This is a genomic window from Litoribrevibacter euphylliae, from assembly GCF_042646085.1.
Classification (GTDB): domain Bacteria; phylum Pseudomonadota; class Gammaproteobacteria; order Pseudomonadales; family Litoribrevibacteraceae; genus Litoribrevibacter; species Litoribrevibacter euphylliae.
On sequence record NZ_JBHRSZ010000004.1, the window covers coordinates 1,051,723 to 1,069,080 of the forward strand.

The 17,358-nt window shown below is 43.2% G+C and carries 14 protein-coding genes; all 14 read right to left on the minus strand.

Annotation, left to right across the window (positions count from 1 at the left end):
* Window positions 1–110: 110 nt before the first annotated feature.
* Window positions 111–1,235 carry a bifunctional 2-methylcitrate synthase/citrate synthase gene (prpC, locus tag ACFOEK_RS12390; RefSeq protein WP_386721326.1) on the minus strand — a complete coding sequence of 375 codons (1,125 nt, stop codon included), beginning with the start codon at window positions 1,233–1,235 and terminating at the stop codon, window positions 111–113.
* Window positions 1,236–1,287: 52 nt separating this feature from the next.
* On the minus strand, window positions 1,288–2,178 hold the full coding sequence (gene prpB / locus ACFOEK_RS12395; protein WP_386721547.1) for a methylisocitrate lyase: 891 nt from the start codon (window positions 2,176–2,178) through the stop codon (window positions 1,288–1,290).
* On the minus strand, window positions 2,178–2,879 hold the full coding sequence (locus ACFOEK_RS12400; protein ID WP_386721328.1) for a GntR family transcriptional regulator: 702 nt from the start codon (window positions 2,877–2,879) through the stop codon (window positions 2,178–2,180). The genes prpB and ACFOEK_RS12400 overlap by 1 nt, the downstream gene beginning before the upstream one ends.
* A gap of 223 nt (window positions 2,880–3,102) precedes the next feature.
* On the minus strand, window positions 3,103–5,010 hold the full coding sequence (gene htpG, locus ACFOEK_RS12405) for a molecular chaperone HtpG (protein WP_386721331.1): 1,908 nt from the start codon (window positions 5,008–5,010) through the stop codon (window positions 3,103–3,105).
* A 111-nt stretch (window positions 5,011–5,121) separates the two neighbouring features.
* Complete coding sequence (locus ACFOEK_RS12410) at window positions 5,122–6,585, minus strand: hypothetical protein (RefSeq protein ID WP_386721334.1); 1,464 nt, start codon at window positions 6,583–6,585, stop codon at window positions 5,122–5,124.
* Window positions 6,586–6,644: 59 nt separating this feature from the next.
* Window positions 6,645–7,082 carry a PaaI family thioesterase gene (locus ACFOEK_RS12415; RefSeq protein ID WP_386721336.1) on the minus strand — a complete coding sequence of 146 codons (438 nt, stop codon included), beginning with the start codon at window positions 7,080–7,082 and terminating at the stop codon, window positions 6,645–6,647.
* Window positions 7,079–7,579, minus strand: coding sequence for a PaaI family thioesterase (locus ACFOEK_RS12420; protein WP_386721339.1), 501 nt, complete (start codon window positions 7,577–7,579; stop codon window positions 7,079–7,081). The genes ACFOEK_RS12415 and ACFOEK_RS12420 overlap by 4 nt, the downstream gene beginning before the upstream one ends.
* 40 nt (window positions 7,580–7,619) lie before the next feature.
* Window positions 7,620–8,312, minus strand: coding sequence for a DUF599 domain-containing protein (locus tag ACFOEK_RS12425; RefSeq protein ID WP_386721342.1), 693 nt, complete (start codon window positions 8,310–8,312; stop codon window positions 7,620–7,622).
* A gap of 55 nt (window positions 8,313–8,367) precedes the next feature.
* Window positions 8,368–9,492, minus strand: coding sequence for a phospholipase D-like domain-containing protein (locus ACFOEK_RS12430; protein WP_386721345.1), 1,125 nt, complete (start codon window positions 9,490–9,492; stop codon window positions 8,368–8,370).
* A 59-nt stretch (window positions 9,493–9,551) separates the two neighbouring features.
* The gene (gene sucD / locus ACFOEK_RS12435) at window positions 9,552–10,424 is read right to left on the minus strand and encodes a succinate--CoA ligase subunit alpha (protein ID WP_386721348.1); all 873 of its coding nucleotides are present in this window, start codon (window positions 10,422–10,424) and stop codon (window positions 9,552–9,554) included.
* 1 nt (window position 10,425) lies between these two features.
* Window positions 10,426–11,592: an ADP-forming succinate--CoA ligase subunit beta gene (gene sucC / locus ACFOEK_RS12440; RefSeq protein WP_386721350.1), complete on the minus strand. Its 1,167-nt coding sequence runs from the start codon at window positions 11,590–11,592 to the stop codon at window positions 10,426–10,428.
* Between the two features lie 49 nt (window positions 11,593–11,641).
* Window positions 11,642–13,078, minus strand: a complete 1,437-nt coding sequence (lpdA, locus tag ACFOEK_RS12445) for a dihydrolipoyl dehydrogenase (RefSeq protein WP_386721353.1) — start codon at window positions 13,076–13,078, stop codon at window positions 11,642–11,644.
* A gap of 53 nt (window positions 13,079–13,131) precedes the next feature.
* Window positions 13,132–14,364: a 2-oxoglutarate dehydrogenase complex dihydrolipoyllysine-residue succinyltransferase gene (odhB, locus tag ACFOEK_RS12450; RefSeq protein ID WP_386721356.1), complete on the minus strand. Its 1,233-nt coding sequence runs from the start codon at window positions 14,362–14,364 to the stop codon at window positions 13,132–13,134.
* A 39-nt stretch (window positions 14,365–14,403) separates the two neighbouring features.
* Window positions 14,404–17,241 (minus strand): 2-oxoglutarate dehydrogenase E1 component, encoded by a 2,838-nt coding sequence (locus ACFOEK_RS12455; RefSeq protein WP_386721359.1) that lies wholly within the window; start codon window positions 17,239–17,241, stop codon window positions 14,404–14,406.
* Window positions 17,242–17,358 lie beyond the last annotated feature (117 nt).

Here is a 17,358-nt window from a genome sequence, read left to right on the forward strand (position 1 = left end):
TATATTTCTTTATAAATACGTTCTTTATTAAGTACGTTCTATAAATGAACGATTCAAGCTAATCAGTTGGGAGCCGCAGCAATAGCTGTGGCTCCCGAAAAATGAGCAAATTATCGATTTTCGATAGCTATCCATTCTGCCGACTCAGGGCCAGTGTAATCAGCACTTGGGCGGATAATGCGGTTGTTAGCACGCTGCTCTTTAACGTGAGCCGTCCAGCCCGTTACGCGAGACATCACGAAAATTGGCGTGAACAACTTAGTAGGGATGCCCATGAAGTTATAGGCAGACGCATGGAAGAAGTCCGCGTTACAGAACAATTTCTTCTCACGCCACATAACTTCTTCACAGCGAACAGATACTGGATAAAGAACGGTATCGCCGACTTCTTCTGCCAGTTTCTCTGACCACTGTTTGATAATCACATTACGAGGATCAGACTCACGATAGATTGCATGACCGAAGCCCATGATCTTTTCTTTACGAGCCAACATGCCCATCAAACCTTCTTCAGCTTCGTCAGCCGTCTTGAAGCGCTCAATTAATTCCATTGCTGCTTCGTTAGCACCACCGTGCAGTGGACCACGCAGTGAACCGATGGCACCGGTTACACAGCTATGGATGTCTGACAAAGTCGAAGCACAAACACGAGCGGTGAAGGTAGAGGCATTGAACTCGTGCTCAGCATAAAGAATCAAAGAAACGTGCATTACTTTTTCATGCAATTCAGATGGTTTCTTACCATGTAACATATGCAGGAAGTGAGCACCGATTGAATCGTCGTCTGTGTCAGTTTCGATTCGTACGCCATCGTGGCTGAAACGGTACCAGTAGCAAATAATGGATGGGAATAACGCCAGCATGCGGTCAATTCGGTCATCTTGTTCAGAGAAGTCTTTCTCTTCTTCAAGATTACCAAGCATTGAACAGCCCGTACGCATAACATCCATTGGGTGCGCATCCGCTGGAATTAATTCCAACGCACTTTTTAACGCCTCTGGCAGGGCACGCAGTGATTTTAGTTTCGCTTTATAATCTGCCAATTCTTGCGCATTCGGCAAATGCCCACGGAGTAGTAGGTGAGCAACTTCCTCAAACTGAGCATTTTTTGCCAAATCTGTAATGTCATACCCACGGTAGGTTAAACCAGCGCCCGTTTTACCAACAGTACAAAGCGCCGTCTCACCGGCTACTTGTCCACGAAGACCTGCGCCACCTAATTTCTTATCAACCATAACGTATCCCTTATCAATAAATCACTTTAATAGATTTACTTAACTTAATGTTTTACTTATTCTTTCCTTGTGCAAATAGCGCATCAAGTTTTTGTTCGTAGTCGTGATAACCAAGAAAATCATACAGCTCCATACGGGTCTGCATTAGATCAACCACATCTTTCTGGTCACCTTTTTCAAGGATATTTTCATACACCGCCAGCGCTGCTTTATTCATTGCTCGGAAGGCGCTTAACGGGTACAACACCATATCTGCCCCGGCTTCTGCTAACTCAGAGCGGTTATACAAAGGTGTCTGACCGAATTCAGTAATATTAGCCAAAATTGGTACATTCAAGGCGTCTTTGAATGCACGATAGTGTTCCAACTCATTAACGGCCTCAGCAAAGATTCCGTCAGCGCCCGCTTCGATGCATGCTTGAGCACGCTCAATAGCTGCCTCTAGGCCTTCCTGAGCAAACGCATCGGTACGAGCCATGATGAAGAAATTGTCGTCAGTACGGGCATCCACACAAGCTTTAATTCGATCAACCATCTCATCTTTAGAAACGATCTCTTTGTTTGGACGGTGACCACAACGCTTCTGTGCAACCTGATCTTCAATGTGAACAGCCGCTGCGCCCGCTTTTTCCATCTGCTTAATTGTACGATCGATATTGAATGCGCCGCCCCAGCCTGTATCTATGTCCACCAATAACGGCAGCTCAGAGGCCGATGTGATACGACGAACGTCTTCAATCACGTCATTCAAGCTGGTCATTCCCAAATCAGGCAACCCATACGAAGCATTAGCAACACCACCACCGGATAAGTAAATTGCTTGGTGCCCTACTTTCTCCGCCATCAAAGCGGTATAGGCATTAATGGTTCCTACAACTTGTAACGGGTTACTTTCTTCAATGGCTTTACGGAACTTGGCGCCCGGAGACAATTTACTTGTCATCATGCTTCTCCTGCGGTGAGTTGATCAAAATAAGTTTCCACGGCTTTGCGTGAACGTTGAATATGTTTCTTCATGAGCATTTCAGCCAGTTCGCCATCACGATCTGCAATAGCTTCGACAATACGTTTGTGATGTATGAAGGCTTTCTCTGGGTGGCTGGAAAGTTGACTGGTTGAAATGGCACTGAATTGATGGCGGTACATGAGAATTAGGTGATAAAGCTCTTCGCATAATAGATGAATGAGCTTCCGATTCTTGCTGCCATGAATGATGCAATAGTGAAAATCCAGATCACCTTGTTGCTTGTAATAACCTGTACCGTCTTTGAAGTCTTTATCTTGCTGGTGCTCTTGGAGCAAGGCTTCCAATTGAGCAATCTCATCTGAGGTCATTTTCTCTGCAGCCAATCGACACGCAAGACCTTCCAGATTCTCACGAATTTGATACAACTCGATTAGTTCACGATGAGAGAGAGAAACAACGCGCGCTCCTACATTGGGAGCTCGCTCGATAAGCCCTCTGGATTCCAGGCGAGAGATGGCTTCTCGAAGAGGCCCACGACTGACGCCATATTTAGAGGCTAAAGCAGACTCGGAAATTTTCGTCCCAGGTGCAATATCTCCGGTGACGATATCTTCCTGAACCTTCGTTAGCACTTGCTCGGCCAGTGTTAGATTGTTGACAACTTCAGGATTATTCATCAATCAATTGCTCTTAAATACAGTAATTGATGTTGAATTGTAGACAAAAAGCCCTTCCTGTCAACAAAATGAGTCAAATGCTAAAAAAATCGATCATTTTTATACTGAGAATAGTGATATTGTCGACAACACGACGTTAGAACAAAGAGTACTGAGGAGAACATAGACATAAAAAAACCGAAGTTCCTTTTGGAAACCTCGGTTTTTTGAAGGCTAGGACAGATTATTTAATCAAATCCAAGACCAACTTGTTCATGCGAGCCACATAGCTTGCAGGATCATCCAGTTGACCACCTTCAGCCAATGACGCCTGATCAAAGATAATCTGCGCCATATCATTGAAACGAGCATCATCCGACTCATCATTCAAACGCTGAATCAATGGATGATCCGTGTTGATCTCAAGAGACGGCTTGGAGTCTGGCAGTTGTTGGCCTGCGGCTTCCATCAAGCGACGCATTTGCAAGCCCATGTCGTATTGCCCAACCACAAGACACGCTGGTGAGTCAGTAAGACGATTGGTTACGCGAACGTCCTGAACTTTTTCAGACAGCGCTTCTTTCATTTGCGAAATCAAGCTTTCGAAGGTTTTCTCTGCTTCTTCTTTGGCTTTCTTGTCTTCTTCAGAATCAAGAGAGTCTAGATCAAGCTCACCCTTAGCAACATCTACTAATTGCTTACCGTCGAATTCACTCAGGTGGCTCATTAACCACTCGTCTACGCGATCAGATAGCAATAATACTTCGATGCCTTTCTTACGGAATACTTCAAGGTGAGGACTGTTCTTCGCTGTATTGTGATTTTCTGCAACAACGTAGTAAATCTTGTCCTGACCTTCCTGCATACGCTCAATGTATTGCTCAAGGCTGTGCGTTTGCTCAGCAGAGTCGTCATTCGTTGTCGCAAAACGAAGTAAATTAGCGATCTTTTCTTTATTGGCAAAGTCTTCGCCCGGACCTTCTTTCAACACCTGACCAAAAGCTTTCCAGAATGTCGCGTATTTTTCCGGCTCGTTATTTGCCAGTTTGTTCAACATATCCAATACGCGCTTAGTTAGCCCCGTTTTCATGGTGGTAACCGCGCGGTCTTCCTGAAGGATCTCACGAGAAACGTTCAAAGACAGATCGTTTGAGTCAATAACACCCTTAACGAAACGCAGATACATAGGTAGGAACTGATCTGCCTTGTCCATGATGAATACGCGCTGAACATACAGCTTAAGGCCGCGTGGGGTATCTCTGTCCCAAAGATCAAACGGTGCATTGGTTGGTACATAAAGCAAGCTGGTGTAATCCAGCTTACCTTCAACGCGGTTATGGGCCCAAGTTAGCGAGTCTTCAAAATCATGAGAGACGTGCTTATAGAACTCTTGATACTCTTCATCAGAAATGTCTGACTTAGAACGGGTCCAAAGCGCTGTAGCTGTGTTTAGTGTTTCATCTTTCGGTTCTTCAGCCTCTTCGCCTTCCGCAGGAGGAAGTGGCTCAGACTTCATGATAATAGGCAGAGAGATATGGTCGGAATACTTCTTAACCAGGCTGCGGATTCGGAAACCGTCTGCAAATTCTGTTTCCTCGTCACGAAGGTGTAGCGTAATTTCAGTACCACGCTCAGATTTATTGATGGTTTCGACGGTGAACTCACCCTCACCTTCAGAACTCCAATAAACACCGTTCTCCGCTGACTCGCCCGCTTTACGGGTACGAACTTCTACTTTAGACGCTACAATAAATGCAGAATAAAAACCGACACCGAACTGACCGATCAACTGAGAATCTTTCTTTTGGTCGCCAGTTAGTTGTTGTAGGAAAGATGATGTGCCTGACTTAGCGATCGTACCAAGATGGTCAACCACATCCTGACGGTTCATACCGATGCCGTTATCTGTAATTGTCAGTGTTTTTGCTTCTTTGTCTGTAGCTAGACGAATAGATAAATCCCCATCGTCTTCATACAACGCGCCATCTTCAAGGGCTAGAAAACGAAGTTTGTCTGCGGCATCTGAAGCATTTGAAATAAGCTCACGTAAGAAGATTTCTTTGTTGCTGTATAATGAGTGAATCATTAAATGCAAAAGTTGCTTCACTTCCGTTTGAAAGCCCAAAGTCTCTTTTTGTGCTTCTACTGACATTTGTATCCCCTATGTTTACTTCTTTTGTAACTAATCAAATGTGTGGTTTTGGCCACATGATTCTTTGAATGTGTAAGTGGGGATGAATCAAATGATTTCAAGAAGTATTTGTTACTTTTTCTTCGCTAATTCGATGATTTCTACTTCTGATTGGGGAATCTGAATTTCAAGCCCGCCGTTTAATAACTGAATCGTTAGAGATTTTTTAGGGATGACTTTAACCAATTTGCCGACTCGCTTTTGACCATCTTTCTTGGTTAATACAATGTCTTTATTAACCAACTTAAGGTATGGGTCATCTGATGGTTTTGACGTTGGTTTTTCCTGCTCTGTCTTTTGGGTTAAATCGGCTTGAGAAGTTGGTTCCATCTTATTCGGACTGACTTGTGCTGCCGTTGTTTGACCGAGCTGGCTCTCATTTTTAGCGACGTCTGCCACCGTTCCATTTTCTTCTGGTAACGCTGTACGTGGTATTTCAGCAGGTTTGGCGGGTTGAACTTCAATTTCAAAATTCGAAAATTTTAATGTTTGAATCAGGTTGAGTGGAATTTGAACATCAATCATTCCTGAGCCTAATGGCTGTCTGATGTTTAGCACCTTCTTATCCAGCGTCAAAAATAAGCCTTTTTGCTCTGTCTTATCCAATTTAACGACAGTAACTGGCTTTTGATGATAATTCGAGGCTTGGGCAAAAAATGAATCAAGCTGAATCTGGCTCACGTGCTTGGTTTCTCTATTTCTGTCTCTGTAATCAGAAATATAATTTCTCAGTACCATCATAGAACGATGATTCAGAACAGTTTCATTATTCCGAATATCCAAGGTCACCGTAAGCTCTTTCAATAACTTTTGTTTTTGTAGAATTTGTATGCCTGCGATGCTTTGCTTTTCAGAAATGGCGCGTATTGGTCCTACCTTGAATGACACGTGTTGCGGTAGTCTTGGTGAGACGACTTTCAAAGCTTGCTCAACATCTACCGAAGTCACTGAATACTGCTGTTGCATACTTCCGCTTGTATCGGCAACCAGCGTTATACTTTCATCCTCAAACTCTAAGGAAATATCCAGTAGCATTCCTTGTTTGGAAAATGATACAGAGTTTGTCGGAAGTTCGGAGACCACAAACTCTTTGCTAGACGTATCCTGATAAATGCGTTTTACACTGGGATGTTCAAGCACTTTGACTTCCTCGGTGAAAGGCAAAGCTAAATCTTTATGTTCAATCACCCACTCTTCACTCGATACCAGCTCATCCGCTTTAGATATATAAACAATATTCCCCTTCTTGTTCACCTTCCATTTTGGAGCTTCAACAGAGGACTGAGATATAGATGAGGTCGAAGCATGGAAAACGAACCAAGCTCCACCGGCAATAAAAGTGGCCAATAAAGAAAAAATAAGTGTAAGGAAAGGAAGTTTGTGTGCTTTACGGTGCTGTGCTGCATAAAACACACTGTAGGGAGGAAACCAATTGAATAGCCAACTTTCCCCTTTACTCCTGGATGACAAAGCCCACTGACAGAGAACAGCGGTGAAAAAGAGTAATAAAGAGATTAAGAAAACTATGCCAATCATGCTAAATAACGATCCGTGTGTGAAAAAGCCCCACATCCATAAGAGGCTTTTTTCTTAATTTAACTTTCAGGTATAAGAAAGTGAGCGCGAGCCGTTGTAATAGGCTCTCTTCTGGTTTTTTGCCAAGCATAGATAGATACATTGGCCACCCTTTTCCCTTGACGAGTTAACTCACATTCAACAAATGTATCCTGATAATAGCCTGCTCTCAAATAATCGATAGAAAAGTCGACGATTTTTGGTAATTTCGGCACATCCTGGAACATTATTAGGTACATAGATGCAGCGAGTTCCATAAAACCACCAATCACGCCACCATGAATTGCAGGCAATAATGGGTTACCTATATTCAACTTGTTCGCAGGCAATTTGAAAATCACATCATCACCAAAGCGTTCGCACTGGACCCCAATTTTATTGGCATAAGGCACTTGAGCAATGACTTCACTGTAATCACCGGATTTATGTGCTTCAGCAACAAGATCTCTTAAATTCATTGAAAATCTCCCTCTAAAACACGTTTTCTAAAATAATCAGGCGTAAATTCGGTACCTAGTCTCATAAAAGTGCCGACACAATATGCAATAGGATTATCAGGGTCTTCCTGATAGGCTGAACCACGAGTAAACACAACGTTGCGAGAAACCCTATAGCATTCTGCAAATCCATAGACAGGCTTGCCAGGCTCGGCTGCTTTCAGGTAATCAATGCGTAAATCCAGAGTTGGGCAGATCTCAAAATCTTCTAATGAACAAATAGCGGAAGTTCCAGAAGCAGTATCCATGAGCGTAGTGATCGCGCCACCATGCATGATTCCTGTGTCCTTATTCCCTACAAGCTCTTTATTGTATGGAAGAAGTAATGTGGTCCCACCTTGCTTGTCCACTTTAGATACAGACAAACCAATGTCGACACAGTGTGCCAACTCATCTATGAAACGTTGAGCGCGAGACGTAAGTGCCTGATCAACGACATCTTCTATAGAATTACTCATTATTAAATCCAAAAAAAGAACAACAAATAACAGCCTGAACTTACTTTTCAGACCTTCCTCGAACCAGCGCTTTTAACGTACTGGAATGAAATTCACGATAATAAAGAACTGCAGCTACCAACAAAGTAATGAAATAGAACAAAGGTGTATTAATAAACCAAGTTAAAAACGCCATTCCAAAATAGTAGCCTCTTAATCCCAAGTTAAAGTGCTTACCTGCGTTATCTATAACTTTAGCTGCAGAACTGGCAAAGGCTTCTTTTCTACCAGCAGAAACACTTGGATCGTCGGCCATAGGCGCTGCACCAACCATCACAGAGCAAAACCCGTATTGTCTTAAACACCAAGAGAATTTAAAGAAAGCATAGGCAAAGATGCTAATAAGTATGAGTAACTTAAAGTGCCAGAAATTAGGATCATAGATAAACGGGACTTCAACACCTGACAAGAAGTTTTCGAATTCCTTTACGGCACCTAATGCAGTAATTAAACCCGCTAAAATAATGATTGAGGTTGAAGCGAAGAACGCTGCGTTTCTTTCAAGATTTGAAACGATAGCTGCATCTGCTACACGATTATCACGAGTAATGACCTTAAGCATCCAATCATAGCGATAATTATGTAATGCACCTGAAAGTGCATTTCTTTTTTTGGCTAAAAATTGGGCTGTATGAACATAACCGATCCATACGAAAAAGAAGAAAAACAGAGGTATAAGATCAAAAAAAGTCATTCATATCTCCTGAGTGTGTGCGATTCTATAGACTTTTAACGATCACACAAGCTCTTTACTTTATGACTTTCATAAAAAGTTGCGCTAACTTATAAGCGCCTCGCTCTAAAACTTTCGACATAAGAACGCGGTTTGTCCATTCTTCCGGCTTAATCTCAACGGCAGACTGGAGTTTTGATAAAAAGAATCCTTCCGCATCTTTCAAAAAGTCATGATCTTTCGACGCATAATTAAGTTCATGATTAAAGCGAAAGCTAAATACATCTAGATTGAAGGATCCTAAAGTTGTCCAGTCATCAACAATAATAACTTTGCTGTGCAGAAAGCGATCATTTAGCTCATGGATAGACACGCCTGCCTGCAAAAGCCTCTTATAACGACCACGAGCAAGATACTTCATTAAAAGAACATCGGTGACACCAGGTAAAAGAATTCTTACATCGATACCCTCTTTTGCCTTACGTTTGAGGAAACGCAGAGTCCTTCTTGTTGGAAAAAAGTATGCACTGTTGATCCAGATACGACTCTGAGCGGAAGCCAACTTTTTATATAACGCTCTTTTAATCCAATGAGTCGAAAAGTGATGGGCATAAAGCCACCCTTCTAAGCGCTTTTCAAAAATATAAACCGGGCCCTTAAACGGTGTTGCAAGCGCTTTTGACTTGCTCCCGATCGCATCAAACTTCCATTGAAAGATATCACTAATATTCCCGATATCCTGATCTTGTACTTTCACCATCACCTCAGACCAGGCTGAGCTTTTAGTGCTTGGCTTATAAAAGCTATCGGTTATTCCTGCACCACCAGTAAATGCAACACGATTATCAATAATAAATAGTTTTACGTGTGTTCTTCGAAGATTTTCAGAACCTAAATGTAAACGAATAGGATTAAATAGTTTGATGGTTATATTGGGATGACGAGAGAGCTTGCTAATGTCATCGTGCACGCCTAATGTACCAAATGCATCAAAGATACACTGGATTAGGACATTGTTATCAGCTCTTTTAATCAGCGTCCTACATAGCTGATCCCAAAGCTCCCCATCTTCAACCAAATAATTTTCGATCAATATGGACTCTTGAGCGGATTCTAGCTCTCTGAAAATAGCAGGGTAAAAGTTACACCCATCAATAATAAGTTCAGGAGAGTGGTATTTTGAAGGTTGGAAATGACTCATATAGGAAGGACTGCGGCAGTCAATATGTGACTGCCGCTAAGCCAAATAAGGCTTAGAAATTACCAGCCGGTAACTTCTTTAAGGGCATTACCGATTTCAGCCAAAGAGCGAACAGTTTTTACACCTGCATCTTCTAAAGCAGCAAATTTCTCATCGGCAGTACCTTTACCACCAGAAATGATGGCACCAGCATGACCCATACGTTTGCCTTTCGGCGCAGTCACACCTGCAATGTAAGAAACAACCGGCTTAGTTACATTCTCTTTGATGAACGCTGCCGCTTCTTCTTCTGCAGAACCACCGATTTCACCAATCATAACGATGGCTTCAGTCTGAGGGTCATTTTGGAACATTTCCAAAATATCGATAAAGTTAGAGCCTGGAATCGGGTCACCACCAATGCCTACGCACGTGGACTGACCAAAACCATAATCCGTAGTTTGTTTAACTGCTTCGTAGGTTAATGTACCTGAACGAGAAACAATTCCTACTTTACCTGGCAGGTGAATGTGGCCTGGCATAATCCCGATTTTGCACTCTCCTGGAGTAATAACACCTGGACAGTTTGGACCGATTAGGCGAACACCTAACTCATCGCACTTCACTTTTGCATCTAGCATATCAAGTGTCGGGATGCCTTCAGTGATACATACGATCAGCTTGATGCCTGAATTTGCGGCTTCAAGAATAGAATCTTTACAGAATGGAGCTGGTACATAAATCACAGACGCTTCTGCACCTGTTTGCTCGACAGCCTCTTTCACCGTGTTGAATACTGGAAGACCAAGATGAGTTTGACCACCTTTTCCTGGTGTTACACCACCAACCATTTGCGTGCCATATTCAATGGCTTGCTCAGAATGGAAGGTACCTTGACCACCAGTAAAGCCCTGGCAGATTACCTTGGTATTTTTATCGATCAAAATTGACATCTTAGTTCCCTCCTGCCGCTTTAACTGCTTGCTGCGCTGCATCCGTTAAGCTGGTTGCTGCAATAATGTTCAAGCCGCTATCTGCAAGCTTTTTAGAACCTAGTTCAGCATTATTACCTTCTAGACGAACAACAACAGGAACTTCAACGCCAACCTCTTCAACTGCACCGATAATGCCTTCAGCAATCATGTCACAACGTACAATACCACCAAAGATATTTACAAGTACCGCTTTCACTTTGTCATCAGACAAAATGATCTTAAATGCCTCGGCAACACGCTCTTTGGTTGCACCGCCGCCTACGTCAAGGAAGTTTGCAGGGAAGCCACCATGAAGAGCAACAATGTCCATAGTTCCCATCGCAAGACCCGCACCGTTAACCATACAGCCGATTGAACCATCAAGAGCAACGTAGTTAAGTTCAAACTTAGCTGCGTGCGCTTCACGTTCGTCTTCCTGTGAAGGATCATGCATTTCCTGAAGATCTTTATGGCGATAAACGGCATTGCTATCAACGCCAAGCTTGGCGTCTAAGCAGTGCAAATTTCCATCCGTTTTAATAACCAATGGGTTGATCTCAATAAGGGCTAAATCTTTTTCGATAAACAGTGTCGCAAGACCTACAAAAATCTTGGTGAACTGTTTGATTTGATCCCCTTTTAAACCAAGTTTAAAAGCAAGCTCACGTCCTTGATATGGCTGAGGTCCTGCAAGTGGATCAATAGTAGCTTTAAGGATCTTTTCAGGTGTTTCTTCCGCTACTTTTTCAATTTCCACACCGCCTTCTGTTGAGGCCATGAAGACAATTCGACGAGTTGAGCGATCTACAACGGCACCAAGATAAAGCTCTTGGTCAATATCCGTGCAACTTTCAACCAAAATTTTACTTACTGGCTGCCCGTTTTCGTCTGTTTGGTAAGTAACCAAGTTCTTACCTAGCCACTTGGCAGCAAAATCACTTGCTTCCTCTGCGGATTTAATTAATTTAACCCCGCCTGCTTTACCTCGACCGCCTGCATGAACTTGGGCCTTAACGACCCATTCATTGCCACCGATCTTCCTTGTTGCGTCCGCTGCTTCTTCCGGCGTATCAACTGCATACCCTTCAGAAACAGGTAATCCATACTGCTTAAAGAGTTGTTTACCCTGATATTCATGCAGGTTCATAGACTAGTCACCTTATTAAATCAATCTCGTCAAATTACGATCTACGATTTTACTTACGACGACGATTCGCTTTATGAATCGCGTGGCCATTAACTGCAAGTGCAGCTTCGTGCACAGCTTCACATAACGCTGGGTGTGGGAACATGGTTAGACCAAGATCCTCGGCCGTCGATCCAAACTCCATTGCGATCAAGACTTGCTGACAAAGATCCGCCGCATTAGGTCCGATAATGTGACAACCTAAGATTCGATCAGTTTCTTCATCTGCGATAATCTTCACCATGCCATCAGTATCATTTGCAGCCAAAGCACGACCACTTGCACTGAATGGGAAAAAGCCTGCCTTATACTTCTCACCAGCCGCTTTCAGCTCATCCTCTGTTTTACCTACCCAGGCAATCTCAGGATGGGTATAGATTACAGATGGTACAAGGTCGTAGTTCACTTGTGCTTTCTGGCCTGCAATGCGTTCAGCTACCATCACACCTTCTTCCGATGCTTTGTGAGCTAACATTGGACCTCGAACCACGTCGCCAATGGCATACACGCCTGGTACATCAGTTTCACATTGATCATTTACATGGATGAAACCTCGCTCATCCATAGGCACGCCACTGTCTACTGAAAGTAGTCCTTCGGTGTATGGACGACGACCAACAGCTACGATCAATTTATCGACAACAATTTCTTGATCACCATCTTTATCAGTATAAGAGACAGTTACTGTTTTACGTTTAATATCCGTACCTGTAACTCGAGCGCCTGTGCGAATATCTAAGCCTTGCTTGCTTAGTACTTTTTGAGCTTCGCGGGCAATTTGACGATCAACTACGCTTAAAAAGTCATCTTGAGCCTCAAGAACGATTACTTCTGATCCCAAACGACTCCATACGCTTCCAAGTTCAAGACCAATAACACCAGCACCAATAACACCTAAGCGTTTAGGAACAGATTGGAATTCTAGGGCACCGGTTGAATCAACAATGATGTCATCTTTTAATGGCGCAGGAGGAATTTCAACAGGAACAGAACCTGTTGCGATGATGATGTTTTCTGCTTCTAGCTGTTTGGTCTTACCATTATGATCAGTAAACTCAACTGTCTTACCAGCTAGTAACTTACCCGTACCTTCAAATGGTGTAACTCCATTGGTTTTGAAAAGACCGGCAACGCCAATAGTGAGCTTCTCGACCACCTCGTCTTTACGTTCAATCATGCGAGGTACATCGATATCAACTTTCTTAATCCCAATGCCGTGCGTCTCAAACTCTTCGCTAGCATCATGGAATTTATGAGAAGTATCTAACAGTGCTTTTGACGGAATACAACCAACATTCAAACATGTACCACCGAATGCAGTCTTTCCATTTTTGTTGATATATTTATCGATACAAGCAGTTTTTAAACCTAGCTGTGCTGCACGAATAGCAGCTACGTAACCACCTGGACCGCCACCGATTACGACTACGTCAAATTTTTCTGACATTATTAATTCCCTTGATTTGCCAGCCTTCCGGCTGGCACTTTGATTATCGATGATTAAAGATTTAGAAGAATCTTAGCTGGCTCTTCCAGTAATTCTTTAATAGAAACTAAGAACTGTACAGCTTCTTTTCCGTCAATTAGACGATGGTCGTAGGACAAGGCCAGATACATCATAGGAAGAATTTCTACTTGTCCGTTCACTGCCATTGGACGCTCTTGGATTTTATGCATACCAAGAATAGCAGTTTGTGGTGGGTTAAGAATTGGGGTAGACATTAAAGAGCCAAACACACCACCATTGGTGATAGTGAAAGTGCCACCTTGCATATCTTCAATAGCCAGCTTACCTTCGCGAGCCTTTGAACCGAATTCTTTAATCGTACTTTCAATGTCGGCAAGGGTCATGCCATCTGAATCACGAAGTACTGGAACAACAAGGCCTCGATCACTCGACACAGCCACGCCAACATCATAGTAACCGTGATAAACAATATCATTACCATCGATAGACGCGTTCACTTCAGGGAACTTCTTAAGTGATTCAACCGCAGCCTTAACGAAGAAAGACATAAACCCAAGCTTAGTCGCATGAGTTTGTTCGAATTGATCTTTATATTTAGCACGAAGATCCATGATTGGCTTCATATTAACTTCGTTAAACGTAGTTAACATAGCGGCATCATGTTGAGCACTCAGTAAACGCTTAGCAATGCTTGCTCTCAGACGAGTCATTGGCACACGTTTTTCTAAACGTCCTTCTTGATTCATTGGAACAGAGATCGCTGGGCTCTGCACTGGAGCAGCAGGAGCCGGTGTAGGAGTCGGGGCTTCAGCCACAGCAGAAGACCCGGACAAGTCGGACTGTTTGATGAAGTTAACAACGTCTTCTTTTGTTACTAATCCATTCTTACCTGTTCCAGGAACTTGGCTTAATTCAATACCGTTCTCTTCCATTAGCTTACGAGCTGCAGGACTGGCAACAGCACCTTCCGTAGGTTGAGGCGCTTCGTCAGAAACTGGTGAAGGCTGGGCAGTAGTCGCGCCAGCAGCACCCTCTTCGAAAATAGCAATAACTTCATCGCTTAAAACAATATCGCCTTCGCCTTTTTTCACTTCTGCGATTACACCGTCAGCAGGGGCTGCTACTTCTAGAACGACCTTATCAGTTTCAATATCAACAATTAACTCATCACGAGATACTGCTTCACCTGGTTGTTTATGCCAAGTTGCGATATTTCCTTCAGCAACTGATTCTGGAAATGTGGGCGCTTTGATTTCTATGGCCATACTTACTTCCTTAAAAATTTTTATCTGCCAATAAGAGCCTTAACCAACCAAGGCATCATCAATTAATTTATTTTGCTGTTCAACGTGCAGAGCCATATAACCCGCTGCTGGCGAAGCTGAAGCGTCACGACCTGCATAATCCAGTTCGTAATCAAGCTTAGCAAACTTAAGCGAACGAACAACTCGACGCATATGGTGCTGACTGCTATACCAAGCGCCCTGGTTCATTGGCTCTTCCTGACACCAAACTACTTTTTCCACGTTTTTATACCCTTTAAGAACAGAGGTCATATCATCTTCAGGGAAAGGATAAAGTTGTTCGATACGGATAATAGCTACATCATCAATTTCTCTTTCACGACGAGCTTGAAGCAAATCGTAATAGACCTTGCCTGAACAAAGTACGATACGCTTAACGTCTTTTGGCTTGATCTCGTCAATTTCACCGATGACGGTTTGGAAAGAGCCTTCCGCCAGCTCTTCCAACGTTGAAATAGCTTCTTTATGACGAAGTAAACTCTTCGGTGTTAGTGCTACCAAAGGCTTACGTAGAGGCCTAATCACCTGGCGACGAAGCATATGGAATACTTGGGCTGGGGTAGTAGGTAGGCACACCTGAATATTATGCTCAGCACACAACTGCAGATAACGCTCAAGACGTGCAGATGAATGCTCTGGCCCCTGACCTTCATAGCCATGAGGTAACAACATTGTAAGCCCGCATAGACGGCCCCATTTGTGCTCACCACTGGTTATAAACTGATCAATTACAACTTGTGCCCCGTTTGCGAAGTCACCAAATTGAGCTTCCCATACAACTAATGCATTTGGTTGAGTGGTTGCATAACCATATTCAAATGCAAGCACCGCTTCTTCAGATAAGAAAGAGTCGTAAATGTTAAACGGTATTTGCTCAGTTGCCAGTTGCTCAAGAGGGATATGGCGCGATGCATCCTTTTGATTATGCAAGACAGCATGTCGATGCGAGAACGTCCCCCGGCCAACATCTTGTCCGGTTAATCGAATAGGATGCCCTTCATGAAGAAGAGTCGCATATGCCATTGTCTCAGCATAACCCCAGTTGATGGGCATAGCTCCAACGGTCATTTTTCGACGATCTTCGATAATCTTTTGTACTTGACGTTGTACAACAAAACCTTCTGGTACTTCAGTCAGTTGATTTGCCAAGTTCTGAAGTGCTTTTAGGTCAATTTTCGTATCATGATAAGCCGTCCAGTCGTGCCCTAGGTATGGCTTCCAGTCCACAAACATAGACTCATTAGGCTCACGAACCAAGCTTTTAACTACATGATGTCCATTGTCTAGCGCATCACGATACTCGTTCACTAACGAATCATAAAACGCTTTATCAATAACACCTTCAGAAATCAGTTTTTGAGCATATAACTCGCACGTAGATTTCTGTTTCTTAATTTGCTCATACATTAGGGGCTGTGTGCCCGATGGTTCGTCGGCCTCGTTATGGCCTCTACGACGATAACAAATCAAATCAATAACGATGTCTTTCTTAAACTCGAAACGATAGTCAGCTGCCAATTGAGTAACAAAGAAAACAGCTTCAGGGTCGTCAGCATTAACATGGAAAATTGGCGCTTGAACCATCTTCGCAACATCGGTGCAATACTCGGTCGAACGAGCATCTTCACGAAGCGATGTGGTAAAGCCAACTTGGTTATTGACAATAACGTGGACGGTACCGCCTGTTTTATATGCACGAGTTTGAGAGGCCTGGAAGGTTTCCATCACAACCCCTTGGCCAGCAAAAGCAGCATCACCGTGAATACTGATAGGCATAACTGTTGTGCCCACAGTGTCTTTACGTCTATCTTGACGGGCACGTACCGAGCCTTCAACTACAGGAGACACAATTTCCAAATGTGACGGGTTAAAGGCAAGTGCAAGGTGAACTTCACCGCCCGGAGTCATTACATTTGACGAGAAACCTTGGTGATATTTTACGTCACCGGAGCTATCAAACTGAGCGCGGCCTTCAAACTCATCAAACAGGTCTGCTGGTGATTTACCCAATGTATTTATCAGAACGTTAAGGCGGCCACGGTGTGCCATACCAATTACAACTTCCTGAACTTGATAAGTACCCGCACGCTGAATAAGTTCATCCATTAAAGGAATTAAGGACTCACCACCTTCCAGGCCAAAACGCTTGGTGCCTGGATATTTAGACTGAAGATATTTCTCTAGCCCTTCCGCAGCGACCAAGCGCTCAAGAACATGCTTGGAAACTTCGGAGCTGTACTTAGGATGAGATTTAACACTTTCTAAACGCTGCTGTAACCACTCTTTCTCTGCGGTATCAACAATATGCATGTACTCAGCACCCACTGAAGTACAGTATGTCTTCTCAAGTGTTTCTAGGATCTCTGAGAGAGATGCATGGTCAGAGCTAGTTGCAAGGTTACCTGTCTGGAATACGGTATCCATATCAGCCGTGGAAAGGCCGTGATAACTTAACTGTAGGTCTGGTACGTCTTCACGCTCCATTAAATTCAATGGATCAAGATCAGCCTTTTGATGTCCTCTGACTCGATACGCGTTAATCAGATCAAGAACTTTAACTTGTTTGATGTCGAAATCTGAACTAACAGCGCTGGCTGCTTTAGGACGATTAGTGTCTTTGTTCTTGGCGTGAAGGATAAAGGTCTCACGAATTGTAGAATGAGGAATATCGTGAGGTGCTGTTTCTGTAGATCTTGGAAGTCGATCAAAATATGAGCGCCATTGTTCAGGCACATCATTAGGGTCTTTTAGATAGGCTTCATACATGGCTTCCACATAAGCCACATTGCCACCTAAATGGGAGCTACCCCAAAGTTGCTCCATAGAAGCTTCTTGCATTCGTTACCGTCCTTAATGCATCTTGCGAGGGGTGAAAATAATTCAAACCTAGGATAGTAGATGTAAATTATTAGCAATGGATCGTATCCATTCCCCTATTTACTTTTAGTCACTTTG

Bases quoted from the DNA above. Each gene is read 5' to 3' on its own strand.
- ACFOEK_RS12425 (WP_386721342.1), bottom strand. From the start codon at position 8,312: ATGACTTTTTTTGATCTTATACCTCTGTTTTTCTTCTTTTTCGTATGG.
- ACFOEK_RS12430 (WP_386721345.1), bottom strand. From the start codon at position 9,492: ATGAGTCATTTCCAACCTTCAAAATACCACTCTCCTGAACTTATTATT.
- htpG (WP_386721331.1), bottom strand. From the start codon at position 5,010: ATGTCAGTAGAAGCACAAAAAGAGACTTTGGGCTTTCAAACGGAAGTG.
- ACFOEK_RS12410 (WP_386721334.1), bottom strand. From the start codon at position 6,585: ATGATTGGCATAGTTTTCTTAATCTCTTTATTACTCTTTTTCACCGCT.
- ACFOEK_RS12420 (WP_386721339.1), bottom strand. From the start codon at position 7,579: ATGAGTAATTCTATAGAAGATGTCGTTGATCAGGCACTTACGTCTCGC.
- lpdA (WP_386721353.1), bottom strand. From the start codon at position 13,078: ATGTCAGAAAAATTTGACGTAGTCGTAATCGGTGGCGGTCCAGGTGGT.
- sucC (WP_386721350.1), bottom strand. From the start codon at position 11,592: ATGAACCTGCATGAATATCAGGGTAAACAACTCTTTAAGCAGTATGGA.
- sucD (WP_386721348.1), bottom strand. From the start codon at position 10,424: ATGTCAATTTTGATCGATAAAAATACCAAGGTAATCTGCCAGGGCTTT.
- prpC (WP_386721326.1), bottom strand. From the start codon at position 1,235: ATGGTTGATAAGAAATTAGGTGGCGCAGGTCTTCGTGGACAAGTAGCC.
- prpB (WP_386721547.1), bottom strand. From the start codon at position 2,178: ATGACAAGTAAATTGTCTCCGGGCGCCAAGTTCCGTAAAGCCATTGAA.
- ACFOEK_RS12415 (WP_386721336.1), bottom strand. From the start codon at position 7,082: ATGAATTTAAGAGATCTTGTTGCTGAAGCACATAAATCCGGTGATTAC.
- ACFOEK_RS12455 (WP_386721359.1), bottom strand. From the start codon at position 17,241: ATGCAAGAAGCTTCTATGGAGCAACTTTGGGGTAGCTCCCATTTAGGT.
- odhB (WP_386721356.1), bottom strand. From the start codon at position 14,364: ATGGCCATAGAAATCAAAGCGCCCACATTTCCAGAATCAGTTGCTGAA.
- ACFOEK_RS12400 (WP_386721328.1), bottom strand. From the start codon at position 2,879: ATGAATAATCCTGAAGTTGTCAACAATCTAACACTGGCCGAGCAAGTG.